Here is a 398-nt window from a genome sequence, read left to right on the forward strand (position 1 = left end):
CATTGTCCCGTGCGCACGTTGAATTCCCAGCCGTGCCACGGGCATTCGACGACCTCTCCGTCCAGCGTCCCTTCTCCGAGCGGGCCTCCCGCGTGGGGGCACGTATTATCCAAGGCCAGAATGTTTCCATCCACGTTGAATAATGCCACGCCGGGAGCGTCGTCGACTTCAACCGACAGGCACGTTCCGGGTTCGAGGTCTTCCAGTTTGGCAACGTCGCGATATTGCATAACGGTAAATTTCTGCGAAAGAGTGCGAACATTACCAAGGCCGTTTGTTTTGGCGCAAGCCGTGAACGTGGGCCGTTGTTGCTTCGGTGTCGTTCCTGATGCTATACAAGCGTTCAAACTCCGGGGCAGCCTATGACGCTCTTGTTAAATGCCACATATGAACCCTTG

The 398-nt window shown here is 55.8% G+C and carries 1 protein-coding gene; it reads right to left on the reverse strand.

Annotated features, from left to right (window positions below; genetic code table 11):
- The coding region (locus J4F31_12550; protein ID MCE2497382.1) for a Rieske 2Fe-2S domain-containing protein at positions 1–230 on the reverse strand (230 nt) is incomplete at its 3' end.
- Positions 231–398 lie beyond the last annotated feature (168 nt).

It is taken from the genome of Flavobacteriales bacterium (assembly GCA_021296215.1).
Lineage (GTDB): Bacteria > Bacteroidota > Bacteroidia > Flavobacteriales > ECT2AJA-044 > ECT2AJA-044.